This is a genomic window from Streptococcus infantis, assembly GCF_021497965.1.
Taxonomy (GTDB): domain Bacteria; phylum Bacillota; class Bacilli; order Lactobacillales; family Streptococcaceae; genus Streptococcus; species Streptococcus infantis_B.
In genome coordinates this window covers 1,149,262-1,173,627 of the sequence record NZ_CP046525.1, presented here as the reverse complement: position 1 = coordinate 1,173,627, position 24,366 = coordinate 1,149,262, and the positions used below count along the sequence as shown (strand labels likewise).

The window sequence follows — 24,366 nt, the reverse complement described above, 5'->3', positions numbered from 1 at the left end:
AAGGAGGCCGTTATGAAACGTTCATTCGACTCTAGGGTCGATTATAGTTTAATATTACCAGTGTTTTGTCTATTGGTAATAGGAGTTGTAGCGATTTATATAGCAGTTAGTCATGACTACCCAAACAATGTTTGGCCCATACTTGGACAACAACTGGCTTGGATAGCACTTGGGATTATCTTTAGTTTTGTAGTTATGTTTTTTAACACCAAGTTTTTATGGCAGTCCACCCCCTATCTATATGGTCTTGGTCTAGCCTTGATGGTCTTACCCTTGGTCTTCTATAATCCAAGTTTAGTTGCTGCAACAGGTGCAAAAAACTGGGTATCAATCGGTGGTTATACACTTTTTCAACCTTCCGAATTCATGAAGATATCTTATATCTTGATGTTGGCCTATGTGATTGTAACTTTCACTAAAAAATACAAGGACCAAGCACGGACCATCGGTTTAGATTTTCTTTTGATTCTTTGGATGATCGTTTTCACGATTCCAGTTCTAGTGTTGCTAGCCTTACAAAGTGACCTTGGAACGGCAATGGTTTTTGTTGCGATCTTTGCAGGTCTTGTCTTGTTGTCAGGTGTTTCTTGGAAGATTATCATTCCAGTCTTTGTAACAGTTGTATCAGCCATTACAGGATTTTTAGCCATCTTCATTACAAAGGATGGGCGTGCCTTTATGCACCAACTTGGCATGCCGACTTATCAGATTAACCGTATCTTGGCTTGGCTCAATCCCTTTGATTATGCTCAAACAACTACCTATCAACAGGCGCAGGGTCAAATTGCCATCGGTAGTGGTGGAGTATTTGGTCAAGGTTTTAACGTGTCCAATCTCCTCATTCCAGTCCGTGAGAGTGACATGATTTTTACAGTTATCGCTGAAGATTTTGGTTTTATTGGTTCAGTTGTAGTGATTGCACTCTATCTGCTCCTCATCTATCGTATGTTAAAGATTACTCTCAAATCTAACAATCAATTTTACACCTATATCTCTACAGGATTTATCATGATGCTCTTGTTCCACATTTTTGAGAACATCGGTGCCGTCACAGGACTCCTTCCTCTTACGGGGATTCCTTTGCCCTTTATTTCCCAAGGGGGATCAGCCATTATCAGTAATCTCATCGGTGTCGGTCTTCTTTTATCGATGAGCTACCAAACACATCTCGCCGATGAAAAGAGTGGTCGAACAAGATTTAAACGTAAAAAAGTTGTACTGAAGAAAGTGAAATAAGGAGGTCGCTATGCCTAAAGTTGCAGTTATCCTAGCAAATGGCTTTGAAGAAATTGAAGCCTTGACTGTCGTAGACGTCTTGCGTCGCGCAAATATCACCTGCCATATGGTCGGATTTGCTGAAAAAGTGACAGGTTCACATGCCATTCAAGTTCAAGCCGATCGAGTGTTTGATGGAAATTTATCAGAGTATGATATGATTGTCCTTCCAGGAGGTATGCCTGGTTCTGCCCACTTGCGGGACAATGAACAATTGATCACTGAACTTCAAAAATTTGAGAAAATCGGTAAAAAGGTAGCAGCCATCTGTGCGGCTCCAATTGCATTGAATCAGGCAGGTCTACTAGAAGGTAGAAACTTCACCTGCTATGATGGAGTCCAGGAACAAATTGCTAACAGTCACTACCATAAAGAAACAGTAGTAGTGGATGGGAATGTTATCACTAGCCGTGGGCCAGCAACAGCTTTAGCCTTTGCTTACCACTTGGTTGAAACACTGGGCGGAGATGCTGAATCTCTAAGAAATGGCATGCTCTACACAGACCTATTTGAAAAATAATGAACAAATTGAGGAGAATCTTTCTTGATGGAGAAGATTCTTCTCTTTTTTAAGGTCAAAACCAAGGTAAACATCGCTTTTTTTATAAAAAAATGGTATAATGAAGGGTATGAAATATCACGATTACATCTGGGATTTAGGTGGAACCCTGCTTGATAATTATGAAACTTCTACAGCAGCTTTTGTAGAAACATTAGCAGAGTTTGGGATTGATCAGGAGCACGACAGTGTCTACGAAGCTTTGAAGGTTTCGACTGCCTTTGCCATCGAAAAGTATGCTCCAGATATTGAAAACTTTCTTGAGAAATATAAAGAAAATGAAGCCCGTGATCTTGAACACCCGGTATTGTTTGATGGGATTCCTGCGCTCTTGGAAGAAATATCAGACCAAGGTGGACGTAATTTCTTGGTTTCTCATCGAAATGATCAGGTATTGGAGATTCTTTCAAAAACAAAGATAGCACCATACTTTACAGAAGTAGTGACAGCTAGTTCAGGATTTAAACGTAAACCAAATCCTGAATCGATGATTTATTTACGTGATAAGTATCAAATTACATCTGGTCTGGTCATTGGTGACCGTGCTATTGATGTAGAGGCAGGACTTGCTGCAGGCTTAGATGCCTATCTCTTTGAGAACGTTGTAGCGTTAAAACAAGCAATAGACATGTAAGAAAAAGGGGAAACATGACAGAAGATATTAAAAACCAACAGGCACAAGATTATGATGCCAGTCAAATTCAAGTTTTGGAAGGTCTGGAAGCTGTTCGTATGCGTCCAGGTATGTACATCGGTTCAACTTCGAAGGAAGGTCTTCACCACCTAGTCTGGGAAATCGTAGATAACTCTATCGACGAAGCCTTGGCTGGATTCGCTAGTCATATCGAAGTTTTTATTGAGCCAGATGATTCAATTACAGTTATTGACGATGGTCGTGGGATTCCAGTTGATATCCAGGAAAAAACAGGTCGTCCTGCCGTTGAAACAGTCTTTACTGTTCTTCACGCCGGAGGTAAATTCGGCGGTGGCGGATACAAGGTATCTGGTGGTCTCCACGGTGTAGGTTCATCCGTTGTAAATGCTCTTTCAACTCAGTTGGATGTTCGCGTTCACAAAAACGGAAAAATTCATTACCAAGAATACCGTCGTGGACATGTTGTGGCTGACCTAGAGGTAATTGGGGATACAGATAAAACAGGAACAATCGTTCACTTTACTCCAGACCCAGAAATTTTCACAGAGACAACAACATTTGACTTTGACAAATTAAATAAACGGATTCAAGAGTTAGCCTTCTTGAATCGTGGGCTTCAAATCTCTATCACTGACAAACGTGAAGGACTAGAGCAGACTAAGCATTATCACTATGAAGGTGGGATTGCGAGCTACGTTGAGTACCTCAACGAAAATAAGGATGTTATCTTTGATACACCAATCTACACAGATGGTGAAATGGATGATATTACAGTGGAAGTCGCCATGCAGTACACAACGGGTTACCACGAGAATGTCATGAGTTTCGCCAACAATATTCATACCCATGAAGGTGGAACACATGAACAAGGTTTCCGTACAGCCTTAACTCGTGTTATCAATGACTATGCTCGTAAAAACAAACTTCTAAAAGATAACGAAGATAACCTAACAGGTGAGGATGTCCGTGAAGGATTGACAGCGGTTATCTCTGTGAAGCATCCAAACCCTCAGTTTGAAGGGCAAACGAAAACTAAACTTGGGAATAGTGAAGTTGTCAAGATTACCAACCGCTTGTTCAGTGATGCATTTTCTGATTTCCTTTTGGAAAATCCACAGATTGCTAAGCGCATCGTAGAAAAAGGTATCCTAGCAGCTAAGGCTCGTGTGGCAGCAAAACGTGCACGAGAAGTGACTCGTAAGAAATCAGGTTTAGAAATTTCAAATCTACCAGGGAAACTAGCTGACTGTTCATCAAATAATCCAGCTGAAACGGAACTCTTTATCGTCGAAGGAGACTCAGCGGGAGGTTCTGCAAAATCAGGGCGTGACCGTGAATTTCAAGCTATCTTGCCTATTCGTGGGAAAATCCTTAACGTTGAAAAGGCAAGTATGGATAAAATCCTTGCTAATGAAGAAATTCGTAGTCTCTTCACAGCAATGGGAACAGGATTTGGTGCAGAATTTGATGTCAGCAAGGCTCGATACCAAAAACTGGTTATTATGACGGATGCCGATGTCGATGGAGCTCACATCCGTACCCTCTTGTTAACTCTGATTTATCGCTATATGAAACCTGTTTTAGAGGCGGGTTATGTTTATATCGCTCAACCACCTATTTACGGTGTTAAAGTTGGTAGTGAGATTAAAGAATATATTCAACCAGGAGCAGACCAAGAAACTCGCTTACAAGAAGCTTTGGCTCGCTACAGTGAAGGTCGTTCAAAACCAACCATTCAACGTTATAAAGGTCTTGGAGAAATGGATGACCACCAACTTTGGGAAACTACTATGAATCCTGAACATCGCCTTATGGCCCGTGTATCAGTAGATGATGCTGCTGAAGCAGATAAGATTTTTGATATGCTCATGGGTGATCGAGTAGAACCACGTCGAGAATTTATCGAAGAAAACGCTGTGTACAGTACTCTTGACGTTTAAAAAAATTAGGAAATAGTTCCCAAGGCTTTAAAAATATGATATAATCATTACAATTGTGTCAAGTATAAAAGGAGTTAGATATGACAGATAATCAGTTGATTATTACCTTGATTGGAATCGCAGTTCTGCTTCTTATTGCCTTTGCAGTAGCAATTTTGCTTCGTAAACGTAATGAGAGTAGACTTGCAACTTTAGAAGAAAGAAAAGAAGAACTATATAATCTCCCCGTTAATGATGAGGTAGAGGTTGTTAAAAACATGCATCTGATTGGTCAAAGTCAGGTTGCTTTTAGAGAATGGAACCAAAAATGGGTTGATTTATCTCTTAACTCATTTGCGGATATTGAGAATAACCTCTTTGAAGCTGAAGGTTACAATAGCTCATTCCGTTTCTTGAAGGCTAAACACCAAATTGATCAAATTGAGAGTCAAATCGAACTCGTAGAAGAGGACATCGCAGCCATCCGTAATGCTTTGTCAGATTTGGAAAAACAAGAATCAAAAAATAGCGGACGCGTATTGCATGCCTTAGACTTGTTTGAAAAACTACAAAATACTGTAGCCGAAGATTCTGAAAAATATGGTCAAGCTCTTCCAGAAATTGAAAAACAATTGGAGAATATCCAATCTGAGTTTTCTCAATTTGTAACCTTGAACTCTTCAGGTGACCCAGTTGAAGCAGCAGGTATTTTGGATAACGCAGAAAATCATATTCTTGCGTTGACACATATCGTTGAAAGAATTCCAGCGATTGTGGCTAAACTTACTACTGAGTTGCCAGACCAGCTTGAGGATTTAGAAGCAGGTTACCGTAAGCTTTTGGACGATAACTACCATTTTGTAGAAACTGATATCGAATCACGACTTCAACTTCTATATGAAGCCTTGAAAAACAATCACGAGAATATTCGTAAGTTAGAATTGGATAACGCAGAGTATGAAAATACTCAAATCCAAGAAGAAATCAATGCGCTTTATGATATTTTCACTCGTGAAATTAACGCTCATAAAGCTTTCGAGAAATTGGTAACAACCCTACCTACATATCTTCAACACTTGAAAGAAAACAATCAAGTCTTGGTTAAAGATATCGAACGTCTTGGTAAAACTTACTTGATTTCAGAAAGCGATGTGAATCGAGTTCGTCGCCTTCAAGCAGATATTTCTGCCTTGAATACTACAATTGAAGAATTGACAAACGACCAATCAGAAGTTTCAGAAGCATACTCTGTCTTGCAAGAACGTTTAGAAAGTCTCCAATCTACATTAAAAGATATTGAAGATGACCAAATCGGTGTCAGCGAACGCCTTGTTCAGATTGAAAAAGATGACATCAATGCTCGTCAAAAAGCAAATGTATACGTCAACCGTCTACATACCATTAAACGCTATATGGAGAAGAGAAATCTTCCAGGAATTCCACAAAAATTCTTGAAGCTCTTCTTTGATGCAAGTCACAGTACAGAAGACTTAATGGCTGAGTTGGAACAAGCACAAGTGAATATCGAATCTGTCAATCGTATTCTTGAGATTGCGACAAATGATATGAATATGTTGGAAGAAGAAACATACAGTATTGTTCAAAATGCAACATTGACAGAACAATTGCTTCAATATTCTAACCGTTACAGATCATTTGATGATCGTATTCAACAAGCTTTCCAAGAAGCTTTGAATATCTTTGAAACGACCTTTGATTACCAAGCATCTTTCGAAAAAATCTCTCAAGCATTAGAAGTTGCTGAGCCAGGAGTAACCAACCGTTTTGTTACTTCTTATGAGAAAACAAGAGAAAGTATTCGCTTCTAATTTTAAAAAGAACCCTAGAATGTGCCAGGGTTCTTTTACTTTTCCTTTCCTATTAAAAACGACTTTCTTCTGTGTTTTCATTGAAATTATAGCTCTGATTTGATATGATAAAACTATGACAAAAAAGAGATTACCCCAGAATAAAGTAAAGAAGAAAAATAATAAAAAGCTTGGCACTCTTGTCTTGCTTTTATTTATAACAATGTTAGCACTTGGCAGTGTAATTACCTATAAAGTGATGAGTAAACATGCTTTCGAACAAAAGATTGAAAGTCTCAAGAAGGAAAAAGATGAAGTCTACTCACAAGGCACTCAAAAGGAACATTTTCGCAAGGAAAAATCAGAGATTATCACCTATTATCCAATGGTTGGAGATAGTGTTATCTCCTCTGTTAAGAATGAGATTGTAAAGGATATCACTGACAAAGTAGAAGGAAAAGAACAGTTGATTTTTTATTACCCAGAAAAAGGGGACTCATCTTTAACTGGGGTTGAAAATCGATTGATTAAAAAGCAAGCTTTTAATTTGGTAAATTCGAATGTTGTCGAATTAGAAAATACCACACTCAGTCAGCTTTATCTAAAAGAAGATGGTTCTGTCTTTACTCTGGACCAACTTTTCACAGATACAAGCAAAGCTAAGGAAAAATTACTCGAAGATCTTAAGTCTACTCTTCAGGATAAACAAGTTGAGCAATCAGTGGTTGATCAAGTTTCAGCTGATTTATCAGCGACAGAATTATCAACTTGGAAGTTTGCCTATAAAGATAGTCAATTGGTTCTTTATCCAGTCAAAGCAACTAACAATATAGAAGAAATAGCAATGCCTATTTCAAATTTCTTTGATTTTATTCAAACATCATATCTAACAGAAAAAGATGCTGAACTTTATAAAAAAGTTCAAGAGGAAAAACATAAAAAAGTTGTAGCTCTCACCTTCGACGATGGTCCAAATGCAACAACAACACCACAAGCCTTGGATATTTTAGCAAAGTACAAAATAAAAGCAACCTTCTTTGTACAAGGAAAGAATATTGCAGGCAATGAGTCAATCCTTAAACGTATGCAGTCTGAAGGCCATGAAGTTGGAAACCATAGTTGGAATCATCCAGTTCTAACCAAGCTATCATTGGAAGATGCTAAGAAGCAAATTACGGATACAGAATCAGCAATTACTAGTGTACTTGGAACAAGTTCAAAATTGATGCGACCTCCATATGGTGCTGTTTCAGATGATATCCGCAACAGCCTGGATTTGAGCTTTATTATGTGGGATGTTGATAGTTTGGACTGGAAGAGCAAGAATGAGGCTGCTATTTTAACTGAGATTCAACGTCAAGCGACAAATGGATCTATCATCCTCATGCATGATATCCATCAAACATCCGTTAACTCATTGCCAAAAGTTATTGAGTATCTGCAAGGACAAGGATATAGCTTTGTTACAGTATCTGAATTGCTAGGTAACCATGTGAAACCACATGAGATTTACTATTCACGGAATCAGTAGAGTCAATACCTAAGGAACTGACTTGAATCAAAATTCCATTGAGAAAAAATAAAAAAGATAAATTTTTATCTTGACAAGTAGGGGAAAACTTGATATCATATACAAGATGAGAAAAGCAGAAGTGAGAACTTCTCGCCTTGCGACTAACGTTGTCTGGCCCCTACAGATCAAGTTTCAGGAATGAAATATAATCATGTAGTGCGGATTTGCGTTAGCAAGTCCGCTCTTGTTTTTCTCTAAACTAAAAAAAGAGGTGAAAACCATAGCAAAGCAAGACTTATTCATCAATGATGAAATTCGTGTACGCGAAGTTCGCTTAATCGGTCTTGAAGGTGAGCAATTGGGTATCAAACCACTAAGCGAAGCGCAAGCACTTGCGGATGAAGCTAACGTGGACTTGGTTCTCATTCAGCCTCAAGCTAAACCTCCTGTTGCGAAAATTATGGACTACGGTAAGTTCAAATTTGAGTACCAGAAGAAACAAAAAGAACAACGCAAAAAACAAAGCGTTGTGACCGTGAAAGAAGTTCGTTTGAGCCCAGTTATCGACAAGGGTGACTTCGAAACTAAACTTCGCAATGCTCGTAAGTTCCTTGAAAAAGGAAACAAAGTAAAGGTATCTATTCGCTTTAAGGGACGTATGATTACCCATAAAGAAATTGGTGCAAAAGTTTTAGCAGACTTCGCTGAAGCAACTCAAGATATTGCTATCATCGAACAACGTGCTAAAATGGATGGTCGTCAAATGTTTATGCAGTTGGCACCAGCAACTGACAAGAAATAATCTGTCAGAAAGTTAAAAAAAGGAGAAAAAATCATGCCAAAACAAAAAACACACCGCGCATCAGCTAAACGTTTCAAACGTACAGGTTCTGGTGGACTTAAACGTTTCCGTGCTTATACATCTCACCGTTTCCACGGAAAAACTAAAAAACAACGTCGTCATCTTCGTAAAGCATCTATGGTGCATGCAGGAGATTTCAAACGTATCAAAGCAATGCTTACTCGCTTGAAATAATCGCGTATTTGTAAGTAAACAATTCTAGGAAATATTTGGAGGAAATATAAATGGCACGTGTTAAAGGTGGCGTTGTATCACGCAAACGTCGTAAACGTATTCTTAAATTAGCTAAAGGTTACTATGGAGCTAAACACATCTTGTTCCGTACTGCAAAAGAACAAGTAATGAACTCTTACTACTATGCATACCGTGACCGTCGTCAAAAGAAACGTGACTTCCGCAAATTGTGGATCACACGTATCAATGCGGCAGCTCGTATGAACGGACTTTCATACTCACAATTGATGCATGGTTTGAAATTGGCTGAGATCGAAGTTAACCGTAAAATGCTTGCTGACTTGGCTGTTAACGACGCAGCAGCTTTCACAGCTCTTGCAGATGCAGCTAAAGCAAAACTTGGTAAATAATTTTAAAAGTTTCATTTCTACACTCGTAGTTTAAGCTGCTGGTGAGAATGAAGCTTTTTTTATTTTCATGGAATGATTCGTGAACTGCATTTTTAGTTTAAGAAAATAGGGCTTTTCCTGTATAATAGAAGTATGTCTAAAAAAATGGAGTTTAAAAATGATAGTAGGTATTGATTTAGGGACGACTAATTCATTGGTAGGTGTTTATCAAGAGGGTCAAGTAAAACTGATTCCAAATGCTTTTGGAGAATTTTTAACGCCATCTGTTGTTGCTTTGGACGATAACGATGAAATCATTGTAGGGAAAATTGCTAAGGAACGTTTGGTAACACATCCTGACAAAACTCTTTCCCAATTCAAACGTTTTATGGGAAGTAAACATGAATTGGTTCTAGGGGGTAGAACTTATAAAGCAGAGGAACTAAGTTCTTTTATTATTCGAAAACTAGTGGATGATGCAGAGACTTTTCTTGGTGAAAAGATAGATGAGGTGATCGTCAGCGTACCAGCTTATTTTAATGATGCCCAACGATATGCTACAAAATTAGCAGGACAATTTGCAGGAGTTAAGATAGAGCGTATCATCAATGAACCTTCCGCAGCTGCTCTGGCAAAAAAATCTATGGGCAATCAAGAAGACCAGTCATTTGTGGTCGTCGATTTTGGTGGTGGAACGCTGGATATCTCAGTCGTAGAGTTGTTTGATAACGTTGTTGAGATTGTGTCTATTGCGGGTGATAATCGCTTGGGAGGAGAAGATTTTACTGCAGCTATTGCTGAGGAATTTTTAGCATCTAATCAATTGTCTAAGAAATCTATTTCTCGTGAGTTTTACAGTAAGATTTTGGTTCAATCTGAGAAGGCAAAATTGAATCTGAATACCAATGAAGAAGTGCAGATGTTAGTGATGGATCAGGACAAAGAATATTCCTTGAATCTGACTTATCAACGATTTTATGAGCTGTGCCAGCCATTGCTGGCTCGACTTAAGTTAGTACTAGATAGAGCCTTGATGGATGCGCGCTATAGTTATGTATCCTCCGAAAATTTTGTTCTTGTTGGTGGTACTTCTAAGTTGCGTTTAGTCCAAGATTTTCTATCTTACTGTATCGACCAAGCAGTACAGGTAGCTGATGATCCTGATAAAATGATTGCAAAAGGCTGTGCTCTTCTCGCAGGAATAAAGGAACGTCAAGGAGAGGTTCGTGATTTACTGTTGTCGGATATTTGTCCTTTCACACTTGGAACTGCAGTTGTTGGTGATCGTTTTTCTCCAATTATAGAGCGTAATTCTCCTTTACCTGCTTCACGAACAGAACAGTATTACACCGCAGAATTAGGGCAAAGCCAAGTGAAGGTAGAGGTCTACCAAGGAGAAATGATGAAGGCTTCCCAAAACTTATTTCTTGGGGAGTTGGAAGTTCCAGTCCCTGTTAATAAAAAGGCTCATGAAGGCTTTACTATTCGATTTACCTATGACCTAAATGGGATTTTGGATGTAGAAGTAACCATCGATTCAACAAAGAAAGTATTTAATCATGTTATTCTTCAAGAGAGTATTACCTTAACTGAAGATGAAATCAAGGAAAAACAAGTAGAGCTAACACGTTATAAGATTAATGCTCAAGAAACTGAGGTTTACCGTTTCTTGATTGAAAAGGCCAATCGTGTATACAGCATGCTTTTAGGTAGAAGAAGAGATGAGTTGATGGCAGAGACTAGACGTTTTGAAGAAGAAGTTAGACAGGCATCTATGTATCATTTACCAAAAATTTATCAATCATTTTCTAACTATCTAGAGTTTCTAGAGCGAGGCCTATGAGAGGGGATTGTATGGACAAATGGGAAATCTTAGGGATTGAGCCAACTCATGATGTTAAGGATATTCGAAAACGATATTCTGAGTTAGTGAAACTTTACCATCCTGAGGACCAACCAGAAATCTATCAACAAATTGTAGAAGCCTACCAGTCTGCTTTGAGAGAAGCACGGTCTAATAGTACGAGACAAGAAACTGTTGGAAGTGGAGCTAGTTCCTATCAGCATTTCAGTAATCAAGAAGAAAAAATAGTTGCTTCTCCGCTTAATTTTGAAACTTTAAGTGAAGAGTCAACTGCTTACGAGTCGAATGCTTCTAGTCATGTCTTAGATTTTAGTGATTATCTAGAGTCAGAGTATATGATTCGCAATGCGATTGAAAGTATTGTAGGGAACCCTGACTATACCGTAGAAGAACAAGAACATCTGTGGCAACAGTTTTTTAGTCAATATCGATATGATATGAGCACTGTTCAGTCTGTTTTAGAGGAAATGGATGTTTATATTTTTAACAAACCTGAGCAATTCTCTATTATCATTCCCTTGCTGGAAGACTATATTCCTGACTATAAGTACTGGGGATACTACTATAAACTAAAGCATTGGAAGGTTAAAAGAGCTACTGCCTACAAAAATGGAGAGTCTCCTGAAGAGGCAAAAAAAGAAATTTCGAAATTGTATGCTTCTTATTGTTTATGCCAAGCTATCCTTAAGGATTCTCAAAAAGCCAATCAAATTCGAGTTTGGATCAGGTTTTTCAAACAATCTTTTTCTCCTAGTACGGTTCTTTTTCTATTGAAAAGCAGTAAACAAATGATTACTAGCATTCCAGTTTTGGCTTATATCTTGGAGAAGATTAAACCTGAGGTGGGGGAAGAGGAACAAAAAGCCTATGACGAGCTTGTGGCTTACTTGGAGGAATTGAAGGTAGAAACAACTGAACCAGTTGATATTCATCGTTACAATTTGCTAAATCCTTCAGATGTTGAGGAGGCATTATATCTCTTAGTCTACAGTCCATATCAAGACGATGATAGACTGGTAGACGCTTGGAATTACCTCCTTGAAACAACTCAGGATAAATCTCTCTTGCTTCAATTATTAGAGGAAATCGATGTTTATCCATTTACAAATCAAAAGGTCCTAGATCTTGTTTTTGAATTTGTGAAGAATCGTATCAATGATGAAGAAAATCCTTATCTGAAGAAATTGACTTTCTGGAAAGATGTGCATTCCTATCCTTGGGCTATCAAGAAATATGAGTTCAATAAAAAAGAGAAATTTGATTACTGGTATTACGAAGGTTATCTCTATATCGACAGCTTGTTAAAAGATGATAAACACATGAATGATTTGATGCTTTGGAAACAAGTCTATAAAGAGAAACCTCGTATTTATCCTATCTTTTTTGAACAAATTTATAAGGAGTATCACCGTTTTACAGACGGAGAAGTGTTGAAGTTTATCTTGAGTCAATTTCATACCTCTAATAACGCTCCACATTTGATGACAGAGGAGACAGACCAGAAATTAGAAGAAATGACCAGCTATGCTTATCAACTCTGTCATCCAAGTTCTAAAGTATCCTATCTTAGCTGGATAAAAAGAGAGGTGTTTAAGAATAGGCTCTTAGCTTTTATCTTTGCGATTTTAACCATTATAAGTTTGCTTCTAAGTGTCTATGATGAACCTGGTTTAAATAGATGGCTTTATATAGGGATGGTTTCTCTCTGTAATTACTACATGTATAGGAGACTAGACCAACCAATCAAAGAAGGACTCAATGCCCGAGGGGAAAAAATAAAATTTTATTACAATAGAAATCTTTGGGTTTTAGCAGTAATACTGCTTTCTTTTGTTCCAGTTGTTCCGCTTGGACTCATCTCTTGTCTATTATTTATAAGCATTTTTTCTTTTATTGATGGTTTCCATGTACGTCACGGTTTGAGAGTGACTGTTTCTTTAAACAAGTTAGTTCCACTTGGACTGTTTCTATCAGCTGGCTTTCTAGTTGCTTTGGCAAACCGAAGTGAAAAGATTTCAGATGTTGTGATATCTTACATTTTTATTGTGATGTTAGTTATTGGTATTCTATACTTTACAAGATTTAAAATAGGATTTCCCCCCTCGCTGAAGGAAATTATCTTTCCGACAATAGTGGGTATTTTATTCTTTCAATTATTACCATTTACTCACAGTCGTATAAACCTCTTTAATCCAGTTATTCTAAGGAATGAAACTCTGAGCTTAACATTCTTCCTCTTATTAAATGGAATCGCATTGTCTTATTTTACAAAGGATCAGCGTTTAGTAGCTAGTGTTAAGAATATATTTATGATTTATGGATTGCAGATATTTATTTTCCTAAGACGTTTATTTAGAATCTTATTTTCACCTATACCAGATTTTAGCAAAGTCTTTTTTGAAAAGGACCTTCTAATTATGAACAATGAGTTTGCTTTCTACTTCCTAGAAGTGCTCTTTGTCCTTATGTTACTATTACTTATACGAAATATTCGTAAGGAAAATCGTGAAGAACATGGATAGCATTGAAGCAAAGAGCAAAGAATTATCCGTTCAAGTTCCTAGTAACTTTTCCTAATTAAAGGTATAATAGTACTAATAAAATGAAAGAGGTAATGAAGATGGCTTCAAAAATGTTACATACTTGCTTGCGAGTAGAAAATCTTGAAAAATCAATTGCTTTTTACCAAGATGCTTTTGGATTTAAGGAATTACGTCGCAAGGATTTTCCAGACTATGCTTTTACCATTGTTTATCTAGGTCTTGACGGTGATGATTATGAATTGGAGTTGACTTACAACTATGATCATGGGCCTTATGTTGTGGGTGACGGCTTTGCTCACATCGCTCTAAGTACACCTGACCTTGAAGCTCTTCACAAAGAACATAGCGAAAAAGGTTATGAAGTAACGGAACCTAAAGGACTTCCAGGTACTCAACCAAACTATTACTTTGTCAAAGATCCAGATGGATACAAGGTAGAAGTGATTCGTGAAAAATAATAAAAACTCCTCATTTGTCAAATTGAGTTAGACAATTTCACCTGACTCAGAAAAACTTGATACGGAGTAGTGTAGGTCATTTATGTTAGTTTCTTTCAGACAAATGTGAGCGTTTGTCTGAGACTAACATAGATGGCTTTTTCTATCTAGCTTAATTTGACAAATTGGGATATAATAAAAATAATGAAACAAATTAGTGGGAGAAAAAAATGTCAGACCAAAATCCAAATGTAGAGCTAAACAAAAAAGAAGATAAACTAATTGTAGAAAATAATTCGGTGGAAGATATGCAGAATGGTCCAAAAGCTGTCAAGAAACCTTCGGCTCTTCTATCTTTCTCATTTTATTTGGCTCTTACCTATATTCTTCTATTTATATCTATTGCTTTAGTTGCTGGTCCATGGGGAATTGTATTCTTGATTTTTCTAGGTCCTAATTTAATTGCTTACGCTATAGCAACTGTCTTAACACAGATAGGAATCAAGAAAGTAAATAAAACTGTCTTGTATACAAGTGCAGGATTTTATTTGCTTTCAGGACTTTTGGCATTCGACCCGGATTGGCAGATTTTTAGGATTTTTCCTTTTCTCTCCCTAGTTCTAGTTTTAATCGGTATATTTTTAACGAAAGATACAAGTAATTAAATTAAAAAAGCTAGGCGCAACTCTTCTTCGAACTTATTTCATATCATAAAACCATAGCATTTAAGGCTGTGGTTTTTTAGTTTGATAAGAACAAAAGTATCTGTTTTTCTATTTTTTAAATGGTATAATAGAGAAAGAATAAGGGAGGTGAGAAAGAATGATTGCCCAACTGGATACAAAAACGGTCTACAGTTTCATGGAGAGTATGGTTTCAATCAAGAGATATGTCAGTCTAGGGAAAGAATATGGCTATTCATCACTTGGAATCATGGATGAAGATAATCTCTATGGAGCCTATTATTTTATCAAAGAATGCCAAAAACAGGGGATTCAGCCTTTGGTGGGTCTTGAGATGAGACTTCATCATCAGGATGAATGGATTAATCTACGTTTTCTAGCCCTGTCAAATCGTGGGTATCGAAACCTGATGAAGCTGTCGTCTCTAAAGATGACAGGTAAAAAAGATTGGACTGATTTTTCTTCTTACCTAGAGGATATCTGTGTTATTGTTCCCTATTATCCTGAGATTGCTGGCTTAGATTTGGGATATGACTACTATATCGGGGTTTATCCAGATACGCCTCAATCGAATTTTTCTCACCCAATCCTCCCGCTATATCGTGTTAATTCTTTCGAACCTGAGGATTTGGAAGCCCTACAGATGCTTAAAGCGATTAAGGAAAACGTGACCTTGAGGGAGGTTGATGTTCAATCTCAACAGGGTTTATTTTTACCAGCTGATCGTCTAGAACAGGCTTTTATTGAAAAGTTCCCAATCGCACTAGAAAATCTTGCAAAATTGACCAAGGATACTTCCTACGAGATTGATAGTGGTCTCAAACTTCCACGTTTTAATCCAGAGAGACCTGCTGTTGAAGAACTCCGGGAACGAGCTATTCAGGGTCTGAAGCAGAAAGGGTTATGGATTCAAGATTATCAGGCTCGTTTAGAAGAAGAACTATCTGTGATTCATGATATGGGATTCGATGACTATTTCTTGGTTGTCTGGGACCTCCTACGTTTTGGTCGGTCTCAGGGTTATTATATGGGTATGGGACGTGGATCTGCGGTTGGAAGTCTAGTGGCCTATGCCTTAGATATCACTGGTATTGACCCTGTGGCTAAGAATCTCATCTTTGAACGTTTCTTGAATCGTGAACGCTATACCATGCCAGATATCGATATTGATATTCCTGATATCTATCGTCCAGAGTTTATTCGCTACGTTCGTGACCGCTATGGTAGTATCCATGCTGCTCAGATTGTTACCTACTCGACCTTTGGTGCCAAGCAAGCTATCCGTGATATTTTTAAACGGTACGGTGTCCCTGAATATGAGTTGACGGCCATTACCAAAAAGATAGGAACCAAAGATACCTTAACATCTGCCTATGAAGGTAATCTAGGATTTAGACAACTGATTCAGAGTAAGATGGAGTACCAAAAAGCTTTTGAAATTGCCAAAAAGATAGAAGGCTATCCTCGACAAACTTCCATCCACGCTGCTGGCGTTGTAATCAGTGATAAAAATCTAACAGATTATATCCCTCTTAAGTATGGTGAGGACATGCTGATTACCCAGTATGATGCTCATGGAGTTGAAGGAAATGGCTTGCTCAAGATGGACTTCTTGGGTCTTCGAAACCTAACCTTCGCTCAAAAAATGCAGGAGCTCTTATATGAAACTCAAGGAATTCAGCTAAGAATTGAGGATATAGACCTTGAAGATAAAGAAACTTTAGCTCTCTTTGCTGCAGGTAAGACCAAGGGAATCTTTCAGTTTGAACAACCTGGTGCCATTCGCTTATTAAAGCGCGTGAAACCAGAAAGCTTTGAAGAAGTAGTGGCAACGACTTCCCTCAACAGACCGGGGGCGAGTGACTATATCGATAACTTTGTGGCTCGAAAACATGGTAAAGAAAAGGTGACAGTTCTGGACCCAGTTTTGGAAGATATTCTAGCTCCAACTTATGGCATTATGCTTTACCAAGAACAGGTGATGCAAGTAGCTCAACGCTATGCTGGTTTTAGCCTTGGGAAGGCCGATATTTTACGTCGTGCCATGGGGAAAAAGAACGTAGCTGAGATGCACCGAATGGAAGAAAGTTTCATCCAAGGTGCACTCGAAAAAGGACATAGCAAAGAACAGGCGCAAGAAGTTTTTGCCGTAATGGAAAAATTTGCTGGTTACGGCTTCAACCGTTCGCATGCTTATGCTTATGCAGCTTTAGCTTTTCAGCTTGCCTACTTTAAAACACATTACCCTGCTATCTTTTATCAGGTCATGCTCAATTATGCGAGTGGAGATTATATTCTCGATGCGCTTGAAATGGGCTTTGAACTGACTCCGCTTTCTATCAACACGGTTCCATATCAAGATAAGCTAGCAGATAAGACAATCCATCTAGGACTCAAGAGTATCAAGGGAATGTCTCGAGACTTTGCTTATTGGATAATCGAGAATCGTCCTTTTAGCAGTGTTGAAGATTTTATCACACGATTACCCAAAAATTATAAAAAGATTAGCCTCTTAACCCCTTTAGTGGAAGTAGGACTTTTTGATGGATTTGATAAAAATCGGCAAAAGATTTTAGCAAATCTACCAACTCTATTTATTTTTGTAGAAGAGTTAGGTAGCCTCTTTGCTGATTCTAGCTATAGCTGGACAGAGATAGAGGATTTCTCTAATATTGAAAAATTCAAAAAAGAACAAGAATGGTTAGGAGTTGGAGTTAGTCAACATCCATTATTGGTCTTAGCAAAGAATCCCTTGTATCCAATTGTGAGTTTGGCTGAACTTTCTGAAGGACAGACAGCCACAGTGCTTGTTGAGGTTCAATCTATCCGAGTGATTCGAACTAAAAAAGGTGAAAATATGGCCTTTTTGAAAGTAAGTGATAGTAAGACAAATTTGGAAGTTACTGTTTTTTCTGATCAGTATCGCCAATTTAAAAATCTCTTACATGAAGGAAGATTTTACTACCTAAATGGAAAAGTACAGGCAAGAGATGGTCGTCTTCAATTAGTGTTAAATAATCTAAAAGAAGCAGTGAGTGAACGTTTTTGGATTCAAGTTGCTAATCATAACCATGATTCTGAAATTTATCATATTTTAGAGCAATACAAGGGACAAATTCCTGTCGTTATTCGCTATGAGGATGAACAAAAAAATGTCCTTTTGCCAGGTTATTTTGTAGCAAAAGACGCAAGCTTACAAGAATCTTTAAGTCAAATGACAATGAAAACGATTTATCGTTAAAAATCAATGAAAATAAAAGAATTTTAACTTTAAATATGGTATAATCAGTTAGAATGTTAAAAGAAAAAGGAGCAAAACCAAATGAAACGTATTGCCGTTTTGACTAGTGGTGGAGACGCCCCTGGTATGAATGCTGCTATCCGTGCAGTTGTTCGTCAAGCAATCTCAGAAGGAATGGAAGTATTTGGTATCTATGATGGATACGCTGGTATGGTTGCTGGTGAGATTTATCCACTTGATGCTGCTTCAGTGGGAGACATCATTTCACGTGGTGGTACTTTCCTTCACTCTGCTCGTTACCCTGAGTTTGCACAACTTGAAGGTCAACTAAAAGGGATTGAGCAGTTGAAAAAACATGGTATCGAAGGTGTCGTAGTTATCGGTGGTGATGGTTCTTATCATGGAGCTATGCGCTTGACTGAGCATGGATTCCCTGCTATTGGACTTCCAGGTACAATCGATAACGATATCGTAGGTACTGACTTCACAATCGGATTTGATACTGCAGTTATGACTGCAATGGACGCGATCGATAAGATTCGTGATACCTCATCAAGTCACCGTCGTACTTTCGTCGTTGAGGTAATGGGACGTAACGCTGGAGATATCGCTCTTTGGGCAGGTATCGCGACTGGTGCAGACGAAATCATTATCCCTGAAGAAGGTTTCAAATTTGAAGATATCGTAGCAAGCATCAAAGCTGGTTATGAACACGGTAAAAAACACAACATTATCGTTTTGGCAGAAGGTGTTATGTCAGCGGCTGAATTTGGTCAAAAACTAAAAGAAGCTGGAGATACAAGCGACCTTCGTGTAACTGAACTTGGTCACATCCAACGTGGTGGATCACCAACTGCTCGTGACCGTGTATTGGCGTCACGCATGGGTGCACACGCTGTTAAACTCCTTAAACAAGGAATCGGTGGTGTCGCTGTTGGTATCCGTAACGAGAAAATGGTCGAAAATCCAATTCTTGGTACAGCAGAAGAAGGAGCTTTGTTTAGCTTAACAGCTGATGGTAAGATTGTTGTCAATAACCCTCACAAAGCTGATATTGAGCTTTCTGACTTGAACAAGAGCTTGTCATAATCAACTTTAACTAATCTGGTAAATGACCATAAAAGGTCGAATTATATAAAGGAGTCACAAAAATCATGAACAAACGTGTAAAAATCGTTGCAACTTTGGGTCCTGCGGTAGAAATCCGTGGTGGTAAAAAATTCGGTGATGACGGATACTGGGGTGAAAAACTTGACGTTGAAGCTTCAGCTAAAAACATTGCTCAATTGATTGAAGCAGGAGCTAACACTTTCCGTTTCAACTTCTCACACGGTGACCACCAAGAACAAGGTGACCGTATGGCAACTGTTAAACTCGCAGAAAAACTTGCAGGTAAAAAAGTTGGTTTCCTTCTTGATACTAAAGGACCAGAAATCCGTACTGAATTGTTCGAAGGCGATGCAAAAGAGTATTCATACAAAACTGGTGAAAAAATCCGTGTTGCAACTAAACAAGGAATCAAATCAACTCGTGAAGTGATTGCTTTGAACGTTGCTGGAGCTCTTGACATCTATGATGACGTTGAAGTTGGTCGCCAAGTATTGGTTGACGATGGTAAACTTGGTCTTCGTGTTGTAGAAAAAGACGATGCAACTCGTGAATTTGTAGTTGAAGTTGAAAACGACGGTGTTATCGCTAAACAAAAAGGTGTAAACATCCCTAACACAAAAATTCCTTTCCCAGCTCTTGCTGAACGTGATAACGCTGATATCCGCTTCGGTCTTGAACAAGGTATCAACTTCATCGCGATTTCATTCGTACGTACTGCAAAAGACGTGAACGAAGTTCGTGCTATCTGTGAAGAAACTGGTAACGGTCATGTTCAATTATTCGCTAAGATCGAAAACCAACAAGGTATCGATAACTTGGACGAAATCATTGAAGCTGCTGACGGTATCATGATCGCTCGTGGTGACATGGGTATCGAAGTACCATTCGAAATGGTTCCAGTTTACCAAAAAATGATCATCACTAAAGTAAACGCTGCTGGTAAAGTTGTTATCACTGCAACAAACATGCTTGAAACAATGACTGAAAAACCACGTGCAACTCGTTCAGAAGTATCAGACGTATTTAATGCTGTTATCGACGGAACTGACGCTACTATGCTTTCAGGTGAGTCTGCAAATGGTAAATACCCACTTGAGTCTGTTCGTACAATGGCTACAATCGACAAGAACGCTCAAACTCTTCTTAACGAATACGGACGTTTGAACTCAGATTCATTTGAACGTAACTCTAAGACAGAAGTTATGGCTTCAGCAGTTAAAGATGCTACAAACTCAATGGACATCAAATTGGTTGTAACTCTTACTAAGACAGGTCACACAGCACGTTTGATTTCTAAATACCGTCCAAATGCTGATATCTTAGCATTGACATTTGACGAATTGACAGAACGTGGATTGATGTTGAACTGGGGTGTTATCCCAATGTTGACAGAAACTCCATCATCAACTGATGACATGTTTGAAATTGCTGAACGTAAAGCAGTTGAAGCAGGTCTTGTACAATCTGGTGACGATATCGTTATCGTAGCAGGTGTGCCACTTGGTGAAGCAGTTCGTACAAACACTATGCGTATCCGTACTGTACGTTAATCAAAAAATAAAAACCTATCACATCAAGCGTTCGAGCTTGGGTGATAGGCTTTTTTGTTGTGGAATATAAAAAAATTAAAAAAGCTTTCTGGAAAACCAGAAAGCATGAGAGGCATCTCCATGTGAGAAACCGGTTCACACAATTTCTCAAGGTCCGCTCCTGCGTTAATGACCTCCTTTGCGCAATTGTAGCTCTCGCTACATATCGACTCATCGCAGATTTTATTTTACTATAGGGGCAATACTTTGTCAAGAAAAAACAGTTCCTAAAAAAGGAACTGATAAATGATGCTAATTGCCGGGATCGAACCGGCGACCTCATCCTTACCATGGATGCGCTCTGCCTACTGAGCTAAATCAGCTTACCTAGAAAGTATACTATAGATTTAGGCTTTTGTCAATATGTTGAAGAGTATCTTAACTCATTGAAAAAAGCCCAAGTAATCAACTTAGGCTTGTGAAGATTAGACTATTATAATTGCTCTCTCTTTTTATCGGGATTCCAAACAAAACTTGCTACAAAGGTAAAGAGAATTGTTAGAATTCCAATAATAATTGCTAGAATCAAGGCAGGGATACGGATGAACCACCAGAGTGGGTTAGGTTTTTTATTGTTGTGCCACTGTTTTGTTTCTTCATCTAAACGTTGAAATTCAGATTGGATACGGTCTGCAACCATCTCAATTCCTTCATCATTCATCTTTTTAATATCAGAGATATCAATCGGATTTCCGAAGTTCATATCAATACGTTCACGGCTGACAAGCCCTTTTAGAGTCATAGGACCAGTATAGGTAACAGGCATGATGCGAACCTTGGCCATCTTTGCAATGAGGGCTACACCACCCTTAACATCATTGGAATGACGGCTACCACTAGGAAACATGATCAGTGAGCGATTGCTCTTTTTAAGAACATTAATTGGATATTTGATAGCAGAAGAACCTGGGTTATCACGGTCAATAGGGAAGGCACCACACATGCGAATCCACCAACCAAAGATGCGATTTGAAAAGAGTTCTTTTTTGGCCATAAAGACAAATTGCTTTGGTTTTGTTGCAAAAGCCATATAGACTGGATCCCACCAGGTACGGTGTGGCGCAACAAGGATATAGTTTTCATCTAAACTTGGAATTTTTTCAGTATTGTGAAAGTGAGCATTTCCATTGATTGACCATAGAATCAACATAACCAGCCCACGCAGATAAGTGTAAAACATGATGTCTCCTTCAGTTTTCTTTCTTTTATTATACCTTATCATAGTAGGACAGGCAAATGTTTTTTGTTTAGGCGGAATAGCTTTTTATATGAAATTAGAAATATTCAAAAAAAAATGATATGATAGAATTTATGGATAAAAATAAAATGTTGGGCTTAAGCCAATCAGAAGTAAAAGAACGTCAGAAACAGGGACAGGTCAATGATTTCCAAGCTTCAGCTAGTACGAGTACCTGGCAGATTGTAAAGCGAAATGTCTTTACTTTATTCAATGCATTAAACTTTGCCATCGCCTTAGCACTCGCTTTTGTTCAAGCATGGAGTAACTTGGTCTTCTTTGCGGTTATCTGTTTTAATGCTTTTTCAGGAATTGTAACTGAATTACGTGCCAAGCATATGGTTGATAAACTCAATCTCTTGAATAAAGAAAAGATTACGACTATTCGTGATGGACAAGAGATCGCTTTGGACCCTGAAGAGCTTGTTTTGGATGATGTGATACGCTTGTCTGCAGGGGATCAGATTCCAAGTGATGCGATTGTATTAGAAGGCTTTGCAGAAGTCAATGAAGCCATGTTAACAGGCGAGAGTGACCTGGTACAAAAAGAAGTCGAAGACTTGATATTGTCAGGAAGCTTTCTTGCAAGTGGGTCTGTCTTTGCACAGGTTCATCATGTTGGAGCGGACAACTATGCTGCTAAACTCATGCTTGAAGCTAAGACCGTTAAACCAATCAATTCCCGTATCATGAAATCACTTGATCAACTTGCAGGCTTTACTGGGAAAATCATCATTCCATTTGGAATTGCCCTCTTGCTTGAAGCTTTGGTCTTAAAAGGTTTACCCCTTAAATCTTCTGTAGTGAATTCTTCTACAGCTCTTTTGGGGATGTTGCCTAAGGGAATCGCACTTTTGACCATTACCTCTCTTTTAACCGCTGTTATCAAGCTAGGTTTGAAGAAGGTCTTGGTGCAGGAGATGTATTCTGTTGAAACCCTTGCACGCGTGGATATGCTTTGTTTGGATAAAACAGGTACCATCACTCAAGGGAAGATGCAGGTTGAGACTGTTCTTCCTCTGACCCAGGCTTATGACAAGGATGCTATTGCAAAAATACTAACCAGCTATATGGCACACAGTGAGGATAAAAATCCAACTGCTCAAGCTATTCGAAAGCGTTTTGCGGGAGAGGTAGCCTATCCGATGATTTCTAGTCTTCCATTTTCTAGTGATCGAAAATGGGGAGCCATGGAATTGGAAGGTCTCGGAACTGTTTTCCTAGGTGCACCTGAGATGTTGTTGGATGCTGATGTTCCTGAAGCTAGGGAAGCTCTTGAACGAGGGTCTCGTGTCTTAGTTTTAGCTCTAAGTCAAGAAAAACTTGACCACCACAAACCGCAGAAACCATCGGATATGCAAGCCTTGGCTCTGCTTGAGATTCTAGATCCTATCCGAGAAGGGGCTGCTGAAACTTTAGACTATCTACGTTCTCAGGAAGTAGGGTTGAAAATTATATCTGGTGATAATCCAGTTACCGTTTCAAGTATTGCTCAAAAAGCAGGTTTTGCAGATTATCATAGCTATGTAGATTGTTCAAAAATCACGGACGAGGAATTGATTGCTATGGCTGAGGAGACAGCGATTTTTGGACGTGTCTCGCCTCATCAAAAGAAACTGATTATCCAAACTCTGAAAAAAGCAGGTCATACTACTGCCATGACAGGAGATGGTGTCAATGATATCCTTGCTCTCCGCGAGGCAGATTGTTCCATCGTGATGGCTGAAGGAGATCCAGCGACTCGTCAGATTGCAAATCTGGTTCTCTTGAACTCAGACTTTAATGATGTTCCTGAGATACTCTTTGAGGGTCGTCGTGTAGTTAATAATATTGCTCACATTGCTCCAATTTTCTTGATTAAGACCATCTATTCATTCTTATTGGCAATCATCTGTATTGCAAGTGCATTGTTAGGTCGTACTGAATGGATTTTGATTTTCCCGTTTATCCCGATTCAGATTACCATGATTGACCAGTTTGTGGAAGGTTTCCCGCCGTTCGTATTGACCTTTGAACGAAATATCAAGCCAGTAGAACAAAACTTCCTCAGAAAGTCCATGCTTCGTGCTTTACCAAGTGCCTTGATGGTAGTCTTTAGCGTTCTATTTATTAAAATTTTTGGAACAAGTCAAGGCTGGTCAGCCATTGAAATTTCGACTCTTCTGTATTATCTACTAGCATCGATTGGTTTCATGTCAGTAGTTAGAGCTTGCTTGCCATTTAGTCTGTGGCGTGTTCTCTTGATTATTTGGTCAGTTGGTGGCTTCCTTGGAACAGCTCTATTCCCAAGAATCCAAAAATTGCTTGAAATTTCAACACTTACAGGACAAACATTACCTGTCTATGGCATTATGATGGTCATATTTGCTGTCATTTTCATCCTGACAAGTCGTTATCAAGCTAGAAGATAAAGAAAGGCTGCAATCCTTGATTGCGGTCTTTTTTAGGTACAGGATTGCTAGATAAAATATGGTATAATAAAGGGAAATAGACTTTTGGAAAGTGAGA

The 24,366-nt window shown here is 38.5% G+C and carries 18 protein-coding genes, 1 tRNA gene and 1 other annotated feature; of the genes, 17 read left to right on the top strand and 2 right to left on the bottom strand.

Annotation, left to right across the window (positions count from 1 at the left end):
* Positions 1-12: 12 nt before the first annotated feature.
* The 16 genes from GOM46_RS05900 to pyk all read left to right on the top strand — a co-directional run bounded on the left by GOM46_RS05900 (position 13) and on the right by pyk (position 20,582).
* Complete coding sequence (locus GOM46_RS05900) at positions 13-1,236, top strand: FtsW/RodA/SpoVE family cell cycle protein (protein WP_006149934.1); 1,224 nt, start codon at positions 13-15, stop codon at positions 1,234-1,236.
* Positions 1,237-1,246: 10 nt separating this feature from the next.
* A complete protein-coding gene (locus tag GOM46_RS05895; RefSeq protein WP_006149907.1) occupies positions 1,247-1,795 on the top strand; it encodes a DJ-1 family glyoxalase III in 549 nt (182 codons plus the stop codon).
* Between the two features lie 109 nt (positions 1,796-1,904).
* Complete coding sequence (locus GOM46_RS05890; protein WP_006149930.1) at positions 1,905-2,468, top strand: HAD family hydrolase; 564 nt, start codon at positions 1,905-1,907, stop codon at positions 2,466-2,468.
* A 14-nt stretch (positions 2,469-2,482) separates the two neighbouring features.
* The gene (gene gyrB / locus GOM46_RS05885) at positions 2,483-4,429 is read left to right on the top strand and encodes a DNA topoisomerase (ATP-hydrolyzing) subunit B (protein ID WP_006149880.1); all 1,947 of its coding nucleotides are present in this window, start codon (positions 2,483-2,485) and stop codon (positions 4,427-4,429) included.
* An 80-nt stretch (positions 4,430-4,509) separates the two neighbouring features.
* Positions 4,510-6,237, top strand: coding sequence for a septation ring formation regulator EzrA (gene ezrA / locus GOM46_RS05880; protein ID WP_235083328.1), 1,728 nt, complete (start codon positions 4,510-4,512; stop codon positions 6,235-6,237).
* Between the two features lie 115 nt (positions 6,238-6,352).
* Complete coding sequence (pgdA, locus tag GOM46_RS05875) at positions 6,353-7,747, top strand: peptidoglycan-N-acetylglucosamine deacetylase PgdA (RefSeq protein ID WP_235083327.1); 1,395 nt, start codon at positions 6,353-6,355, stop codon at positions 7,745-7,747.
* Positions 7,748-7,854: 107 nt separating this feature from the next.
* Positions 7,855-7,985 (top strand) — a sequence feature (ribosomal protein L20 leader region).
* A 15-nt stretch (positions 7,986-8,000) separates the two neighbouring features.
* Complete coding sequence (gene infC / locus GOM46_RS05870; RefSeq protein ID WP_006149857.1) at positions 8,001-8,531, top strand: translation initiation factor IF-3; 531 nt, start codon at positions 8,001-8,003, stop codon at positions 8,529-8,531.
* A 33-nt stretch (positions 8,532-8,564) separates the two neighbouring features.
* The gene (rpmI, locus tag GOM46_RS05865) at positions 8,565-8,765 is read left to right on the top strand and encodes a 50S ribosomal protein L35 (RefSeq protein ID WP_003003453.1); all 201 of its coding nucleotides are present in this window, start codon (positions 8,565-8,567) and stop codon (positions 8,763-8,765) included.
* A gap of 50 nt (positions 8,766-8,815) precedes the next feature.
* A complete protein-coding gene (gene rplT, locus GOM46_RS05860; protein ID WP_000124834.1) occupies positions 8,816-9,175 on the top strand; it encodes a 50S ribosomal protein L20 in 360 nt (119 codons plus the stop codon).
* Positions 9,176-9,332: 157 nt separating this feature from the next.
* Positions 9,333-10,997 (top strand): molecular chaperone HscC, encoded by a 1,665-nt coding sequence (locus GOM46_RS05855; protein WP_006149896.1) that lies wholly within the window; start codon positions 9,333-9,335, stop codon positions 10,995-10,997.
* Positions 10,998-11,008: 11 nt separating this feature from the next.
* Positions 11,009-13,540 (top strand): J domain-containing protein, encoded by a 2,532-nt coding sequence (locus GOM46_RS05850; RefSeq protein ID WP_235083326.1) that lies wholly within the window; start codon positions 11,009-11,011, stop codon positions 13,538-13,540.
* Between the two features lie 98 nt (positions 13,541-13,638).
* The gene (locus GOM46_RS05845; RefSeq protein WP_006149879.1) at positions 13,639-14,019 is read left to right on the top strand and encodes a VOC family protein; all 381 of its coding nucleotides are present in this window, start codon (positions 13,639-13,641) and stop codon (positions 14,017-14,019) included.
* A gap of 209 nt (positions 14,020-14,228) precedes the next feature.
* Positions 14,229-14,663: a hypothetical protein gene (locus tag GOM46_RS05840; protein WP_006149804.1), complete on the top strand. Its 435-nt coding sequence runs from the start codon at positions 14,229-14,231 to the stop codon at positions 14,661-14,663.
* Between the two features lie 157 nt (positions 14,664-14,820).
* Positions 14,821-17,922 (top strand): DNA polymerase III subunit alpha, encoded by a 3,102-nt coding sequence (locus GOM46_RS05835; protein ID WP_006149892.1) that lies wholly within the window; start codon positions 14,821-14,823, stop codon positions 17,920-17,922.
* An 81-nt stretch (positions 17,923-18,003) separates the two neighbouring features.
* Positions 18,004-19,011 carry a 6-phosphofructokinase gene (gene pfkA, locus GOM46_RS05830; RefSeq protein ID WP_006149885.1) on the top strand — a complete coding sequence of 336 codons (1,008 nt, stop codon included), beginning with the start codon at positions 18,004-18,006 and terminating at the stop codon, positions 19,009-19,011.
* 65 nt (positions 19,012-19,076) lie between these two features.
* Entirely contained in the window at positions 19,077-20,582 is a 1,506-nt protein-coding gene (gene pyk / locus GOM46_RS05825; RefSeq protein WP_006149824.1) for a pyruvate kinase, read from the top strand.
* Positions 20,583-20,871: 289 nt separating this feature from the next.
* Here pyk and GOM46_RS05820 read toward each other — a convergent pair.
* Together GOM46_RS05820 and GOM46_RS05815 are read right to left on the bottom strand one after the other, a co-directional pair.
* Positions 20,872-20,944 (bottom strand) — tRNA-Thr (locus GOM46_RS05820).
* 110 nt (positions 20,945-21,054) lie between these two features.
* Positions 21,055-21,801, bottom strand: coding sequence for a lysophospholipid acyltransferase family protein (locus GOM46_RS05815; protein WP_006149906.1), 747 nt, complete (start codon positions 21,799-21,801; stop codon positions 21,055-21,057).
* 131 nt (positions 21,802-21,932) lie between these two features.
* On the opposite strand from GOM46_RS05815, the gene GOM46_RS05810 reads away from it, so the two are divergent.
* Positions 21,933-24,269, top strand: coding sequence for a cation-translocating P-type ATPase (locus GOM46_RS05810; RefSeq protein WP_006149912.1), 2,337 nt, complete (start codon positions 21,933-21,935; stop codon positions 24,267-24,269).
* Positions 24,270-24,366: the final 97 nt, after the last annotated feature.